Origin of the sequence: Pseudoxanthobacter sp., from assembly GCF_036822375.1 — a bacterium.
In the GTDB taxonomy this organism is placed as follows: domain Bacteria; phylum Pseudomonadota; class Alphaproteobacteria; order Rhizobiales; family Segnochrobactraceae; genus Pseudoxanthobacter.
The window spans coordinates 58,968-65,233 of sequence record NZ_DAISHT010000002.1; the positions used below are offsets into that span (position 1 = coordinate 58,968).

General features: G+C 69.0%; 6 protein-coding genes. All 6 read left to right on the plus strand.

Features of this window, described 5'->3' with window-relative positions; genetic code table 11:
* Nucleotides 1–4 precede the first annotated feature (4 nt).
* Entirely contained in the window at nucleotides 5–1,798 is a 1,794-nt protein-coding gene (locus tag V7067_RS00715; RefSeq protein ID WP_334173946.1) for a hydantoinase B/oxoprolinase family protein, read from the plus strand.
* Between the two features lie 53 nt (nucleotides 1,799–1,851).
* Complete coding sequence (locus V7067_RS00720; RefSeq protein WP_334173947.1) at nucleotides 1,852–2,973, plus strand: ABC transporter substrate-binding protein; 1,122 nt, start codon at nucleotides 1,852–1,854, stop codon at nucleotides 2,971–2,973.
* A gap of 102 nt (nucleotides 2,974–3,075) precedes the next feature.
* Entirely contained in the window at nucleotides 3,076–3,969 is an 894-nt protein-coding gene (locus tag V7067_RS00725) for an ABC transporter permease (RefSeq protein ID WP_334173948.1), read from the plus strand.
* A complete protein-coding gene (locus V7067_RS00730; RefSeq protein ID WP_334173949.1) occupies nucleotides 3,966–4,763 on the plus strand; it encodes an ABC transporter permease in 798 nt (265 codons plus the stop codon). The genes V7067_RS00725 and V7067_RS00730 overlap by 4 nt, the downstream gene beginning before the upstream one ends.
* A complete protein-coding gene (locus tag V7067_RS00735) occupies nucleotides 4,760–5,833 on the plus strand; it encodes an ABC transporter ATP-binding protein (RefSeq protein ID WP_334173950.1) in 1,074 nt (357 codons plus the stop codon). The genes V7067_RS00730 and V7067_RS00735 overlap by 4 nt, the downstream gene beginning before the upstream one ends.
* A gap of 56 nt (nucleotides 5,834–5,889) precedes the next feature.
* Nucleotides 5,890–6,266: RidA family protein (locus V7067_RS00740; protein WP_334173951.1), on the plus strand; the 377-nt coding region annotated here is incomplete at its 3' end.

Sequence of the window (6,266 nt, forward strand, 5' to 3'; positions counted from 1 at the left end):
TGCGATGACTGAACGGCGATCCATCGACCCCGTGCTGACGGCGGTTCTCTCCAACCGCATCGACAGCATCGTGCGGGAAATGACCAACACGCTGCTGCGCGCCGCGCGCTCGGCCGTCATCAACAGCGCGCGCGATTTCAGCTGCGGCATCTGCACGGCCGACAACGAACTGCTGGCCTGCGCCGACGGCCTGCCGATCCACTCGTTCGGCGCCAGCCTGCAGACCCGCACCATGTGCGAGCTGCACGCCGGCGACCTTCGCGAGGGCGACGCCTACCTGCACAACGATCCGTTCTCCGGCAACACCCACGCCGCCGACCACACTTTCCTCGTGCCGGTGTTCTTCGAGGGCGAGCACCTCTTCACCGCCGTGGCCAAGGCCCATCAGGCCGATATCGGCAATTCGCTGCCGACCACCTATCACGTCACCGCGAAGGACATTTACGAGGAAGGCGCCCTGATCTTCCCGGCGGTGCGCATCCAGCGCGACGGCCGCATGAACGACGACATCATCCGCATGTGCCAGGCCCGCATCCGCGCGCCGGGCCAGTGGTATGGCGATTTTCTCGCCGGGCTGGGCGCGGCGCGCATCGCCGAACGGCGGCTGAAGGAGCTGTGCGCGAAATATGGCCGCGACGTCGTCAAGGGCTTCGTGGCCGACTGGCTCGATTATTCCGAACAGCGCATGGCGCAGGCCATCCGCCGGCTGCCGAAGGCGCACGTCGTCAACACCGGCGCCCACGATCCCATAGCCGGCGTCATTCCGCAGGGCATCCCGATCCGCGCGGAAATCGACATCGACCCCGAGGCGGCGCGCATCACCGTCGACCTCACCGACAACATCGACAACGTCGCCTGCGGCCTGAATGTCAGCGAGGCGTGCACCATCTCGGCCACGCTGACCGGCATCTTCAATTCCATGCCGCCGGATATTCCAAAGAATTCCGGCACCTTTCGCCGCATCACGCTGAAACTGGCCGACGGCAAGGTGATCGGCCGGCCGCGCTTTCCCCATTCCTGCTCGGTCGCCACCACCAACGTGTCCGACCGCCTCGTCAACTGCGTCGGCGCGGCCTTCGCCAGCCTCGGCGAGGGCTTCGGCGTGGCGGAAGGCGGCGTCGGCATGGGGGTGGGCATGGCCGTCATCTCCGGCACCGATGCGCGCGACGGCAGCGCCTATGTCAACCAGCTCATCATCGCCAACAACGGCGGCCCGGCGAGCCCGTTCGCCGATGGCTGGGTGACCTACGAACTGCCGGACGGCTCCGGCCTCACCTACCGCGATTCCGTGGAAATCGATGAGCTGAAACACCCGATCGAGTTCGCCCATGTGCGCCTCGTGCCGGGCTCGGCCGGCGCCGGCCGCTTTCGCGGTTCGCCCGGCGGCGATGTCGCCTTCGGGCCGACCCATGGCGGGATGACGGTGATCTTTCCCTGCGACGGCACCGTTGTTCCGGCGCGCGGCGTGCGCGGCGGGCTGGACGGCTCGCTTGCCGCGGCCTGGCATCTGCGTGCCGACGGCACGGCCGAGCGGCTGCCCAACGCGGTCAACCTGACCATTGGCGAGGGCGAGATGGTGCGCGGTCTCGACTGCTCGGGCGGCGGCTACGGCGATCCGCTGGAGCGCGATCCGGCCCGCGTGCTGGAGGACGTGCGCGAGCGCTGGGAAACAGCGGCCCGCGCCCGCGACATCTATGGCGTGGCCTTCACCGGCGATCCCGACGACGACGATTGCGCCGTGGACCCGGCCGCCACCAGCGCGCTGCGCACGACCCTGCGCGCCGCCCGCACCCGATAACAACGAGGCCGGAAAGGCCCGGACGCACACGCGACAAACCAGACGGGAAGACGATGACAAAGCACCTGCATTCCCATTCCGCCGTGCCCGGGCCGTGGTCGGCCTCGCGGCGCGATCTTCTGAAGCTGATGGCGCTGGCCGGCGCCGGCCTCACGCTCGGCTTCGGCGCCGGCGGCCTGCCGCGGGCCCGCGCCGCCGGCGGGCGCATCGTGTGGGGCACCAACGCCGACTATGCCAAGGAGGCGATGCTCGCCCCCTTCACCAGAGCAACCGGCATCGAAGTCGGCACGGAGTTCTTCTCCGACCCCTCCGAACTCATCACCAAGCTCAAGGCCGGAGGGGCCGGTGTGGAGGTGATGACCGACGGCTCCTACCACGCTCAGATCACCTTCGACGAAGGCGTGCTGCAGCCGATCGACCTGACGAAGATCCCCAACTGGCCGGCGCTGATCCCGCAGTTCCAGACGGCCGGCGGCCTCGCCTTCGGCGGCAGGCCCTATGGCGTTCCCTATGCGTGGGGCACGGATTCCGTCGTCTACAATTATGAGGCCCTGAAGACCGAGATCGACAGCATCGGCGCGCTGTTCGACCCGAAATACAAGGGGCAGATCGCCATGCCCGGCGGCCTCTTCGAGAGCGTCGTTGCCACGGCGCTTTATCTCGGCATCGAAAAGCCGTTCGCCATGGGCGAAAAGGAACTGGCGGAAGTCACCCGCGTGCTCATCGCCCAGAAGCCGCTGGTGCGCACCTACTGGAACGACATCGGCGAACTGAAGAACCTGATGGCCACCGGCGAGGTTACGCTCTGCTGGGGCTGGAAGATGCTGCTCGACCTCAACAAGGATGGCATGGACATCCGCTGGGCCCACCCGAAGGAAGGTGAGCTTGCGTGGTACGACGCCGCCTTCCTGACCCGCGAGGCGAAGGGCGAGGCCGTGACCGCGGGCCACGAATTCCTGAACTATCTCATCGGCGACACCTACGGCGCGCTGATGGGATCCGAGATCGGCTACCAGACGACCTCGACCGCCGCCATCGCGAAGATGGCGCCGGATCTCGTCCGCTCGCTCGGCCTTGCCGATCCGGCGGCATTCCTGAAGCGGGCCGTGTGGTGGACCGCGCCGGCCAGCCCCGCCGCCTATCAGGCCGCGTGGGACAAGGTGCTGAACGCCTGAGGCCCGCCCGGCCGGACGCCGGGCTCCCCCCCTTCCGGCGTCCGGCGCCTTCCGTTTCCCGACCGGTGCCGCGTGGCATCGCGAGCAGGAGAAACCGCATCCATGCATGGCGGCAGATTGCAGGCCATCGTCACCGGCGGGCCGTGGCTTGCCCTGATCGTGTGCTTCTTCCTCCTTCCGGTGGCCGGTCTGGCGCTGATCTCGCTGACCGGAGCCGACGGCAGCTTCCCGACCGTCGCCAGCTATGCCGCGATCTTTGCCGCCGGCTCGGACCGGCCGGCCGTGCTGCTGCGCACCCTCGGCATGGCGCTGGCCGTGGTCGGGGCCTCGCTCGTCATCGCGGTGCCGGTCGCCTATCATCTGGCCAAAGGCGTGCGCTCGGCGCGCCTGCAGGCGCTGGTGCTGTCGCTGGTGGCGGTGACCTTTCTCGTCGGCCCGCTCGTCCGCACCGTTTCGTGGCGCGGCATTCTCGGCCGGTCCGGCCTTGTCAACACACTGGCCGGGGCTGCCGGCCTCATCGACCAGCCGATCTCCGCCCTGCTCTACGGCCGGCCCGCCGTTCTCGTGGCGATGACCTACAACGCCTTTCCCTTCATGCTCTTCACGGTCTTTCTCGCCATGCGCATGGTCGACGACCGCTACATTGCGGCCGCGCGCGATCTCGGCGCATCGTCGGCAACGGCGTTCTGGCGGGTGGTGATGCCGCTGTGTGCGCCCGGCCTGTGGACCGGTGCCATTCTCGTGTTCGTGCCGACCCTCAGCACCATTCTGGAACCGGAGATTCTGGGCGGAACCTCCGGCCGCCTCAGCGCCACGGAAATCCGCGACCAGTTCTTCCATGCCCTCAACTGGCCGATGGGCAGCGCCCTGACGGTGCTGCTGATTATTGCCGGCGGCGCGTCGGTTGCCGCGGTTGCGTTCGTCATTGCCGGTCTGGCACGCGCCTGCGGGCAGCTTGGCATCCGCATCGCCGGCCGCGGGGAAGCACGCCCATGAGCGCCGTGGAACGCCTGACCCGCGCCATCCTCGGCCTGTGGACCGGGCTGATGCTGGTGTTCGTGCTGACGCCGATCCTCACCATCGTGCTCTTCAGCTTCAACAGCGGCCGCTATTATGCCTTTCCCCTGCGCGGCTTTACCCTGCGCTGGTATGCGGCGCTGATGGACGAAGGCCGCATCGGCACCGCGCTCGCGAGCTCGCTCGTCATCGCGCTGGCCGTCATGGCGGCGGCGACCGTGCTCGGCACGCTGTTCGCCTTCTTCATTGCCCGCGCGAGTGCACCGTTCAAAGGGCTGATGGTGGCCGCGGGCTTCCTGCCGCTGGTGGTGCCGGTTCTGGTGCTTGCCGCCGGCCTGCAGATCGCCTTCGTCGATCTGGGGCTGCCGCTCGGCTACGGCACCGTCATCCTCGGCCACACCATCTATGCCACCCCGTTCGTGACGCTGATGGTGGCCGCCCAGCTGCTGCACTACGACACCCGCCTCGACGACGCCGCGCGCGACCTTGGCGCCACGCCGGCGCAGACGCTGCGGCTGGTGACGTTGCCGATCCTGTGGCCCGGCATCCGCTCCGGCGCGCTGCTGGCCTTTCTGCTGTCGTTCAACGAGTGGGCGATCGCCTTCTTCAACGGACGCGGCTTCAACAGTCTGCCGATGCTGGTCTATTCGCTGCAACGCAACGGCCTGCCGCCGACCGTGCTGGCCTATGCCACGCTGTCCACCGCCGTGGTGCTGGTCATCGCGGTCGCCATCCTGCCCGTCGCCACGGGCCTGATCCGGGGGAACCGATGAGACTGGAACTGAAGATGGCCGGCAGCGAGCTGGAAATCGACCGGGCCGGCAAGTCCTATCGCGGCCACCGGGCGGTGGAGGGTGTGAGCCTCAGGGTCCAGCCCGGCGAGATCGTGGCCATTCTCGGCCCCTCCGGTTCGGGCAAGACCACGCTGCTCGGCATGGTCAGCGGCCGGCTGGCACCGGATGAAGGCGATATCCGCATCGGCGGCAGAAGCATCGCCGGCCTGCCGCCGGAGCGCATCGACACCGCCACGGTGTTTCAGGACTATGCGCTCTTCCCGCACCTCTCGGTCATCGACAATGTCGGCTTCGGCCTGCGCGTGCGCGGCATTCCGAAGGAGGTTGCCCGCGAGCAGGCGCTGAAGATGCTGGATGTGGTCGGGCTTTCCGACTACGCCGGCCGCAGCGTGCTGCAGCTTTCCGGCGGCCAGCGCCAGCGCGTCGCCACCGCCCGCGCACTGGCCGTTCGCCCCAGCATCCTGCTGCTCGACGAGCCGCTCGGCGCCCTCGACCGCCAGATCCGCGGCCGGCTGCAGCAGGAACTCTCTGCCCTGCTGCGCCGCCTGCATGTCACCGCCCTGCTGGTGACCCACGATCAGGAAGAAGCCTTCGCCATGGCCGACCGCATCGCCATCATGCGTGCCGGGCGGCTGGAACAGGCCGGCGCGCCGACGGAGCTCTACCGCTGGCCGGCCAGCGAGTTCGTGGCGACCTTTCTGGGCAGCGGCACGGTGTTCGACGGCATCGCCGGTCAGACATCGGGCGAGGCCGTGGCCGTCGGCGTGGCCGGCGCGGTCATCGCCGCCCGCACCCGCAAAGCCGCCGAAGGCCCGGTGCGGCTGCTGGTGCGACCGGAAGATTTCATCCTCAGCCCCGCCGGGCAGGCCCCCGCGCCGACATGGCGCGCGGCCGAAGTGACCGCCGTGGCAGAAACCGGCGGCCTGACCCGTCTGACGCTTTCGCTGGGCGGGACGAGCGCCGAGGTCGCCGAACTGGGTCTGCCCCGCTACCGGCCCGGCGAGCGGGTCGACTGCACCGTCACCCCCGGCGCCGCCGTCGTCGTCTGAACGGCCCCTGCTGCCGCGCCGGCCTCCCCCTGCCCCCCTGAAACTCGGGAAGAACCATGATGAACACGCCCGTCGCACCCGCCGACATCGCCGCCCCGGTCGGCGCCTACAGCCACGGCATGGTGGTGCCCGCCGGAGCCCGCACGCTGCATGTCGCCGGGCAGGTCGGCATCGATGCCGCCGGCGCGCTGCCGGAGGATTTTGCCGCGCAGGCTGCCAATTGCTGGCGCAATCTGCTGGCCGTGCTGGCGGCGGCCGGCATGACGATGGCCGATGTGGTGCGCATCAACACCTATGTGACGGACCCCGCCGACCTGCCGGCCCTTGCCGCCGTGCGGGCCGGCTTTCTGGGCGATTACCGTCCGGCCTCCACGCTTCTGGTGGTGAAGGCGCTGGCCCGGCCGGGCTGGAAGATCGAAATCGATGCCGTCGC

Excerpts from the sequence above, each read along its gene's own strand:
- V7067_RS00735 (WP_334173950.1), top strand. The coding sequence starts at position 4,760 with ATGAGACTGGAACTGAAGATGGCCGGCAGCGAGCTGGAAATCGACCGG.
- V7067_RS00730 (WP_334173949.1), top strand. The coding sequence starts at position 3,966 with ATGAGCGCCGTGGAACGCCTGACCCGCGCCATCCTCGGCCTGTGGACC.
- V7067_RS00720 (WP_334173947.1), top strand. The coding sequence starts at position 1,852 with ATGACAAAGCACCTGCATTCCCATTCCGCCGTGCCCGGGCCGTGGTCG.
- V7067_RS00715 (WP_334173946.1), top strand. The coding sequence starts at position 5 with ATGACTGAACGGCGATCCATCGACCCCGTGCTGACGGCGGTTCTCTCC.
- V7067_RS00725 (WP_334173948.1), top strand. The coding sequence starts at position 3,076 with ATGCATGGCGGCAGATTGCAGGCCATCGTCACCGGCGGGCCGTGGCTT.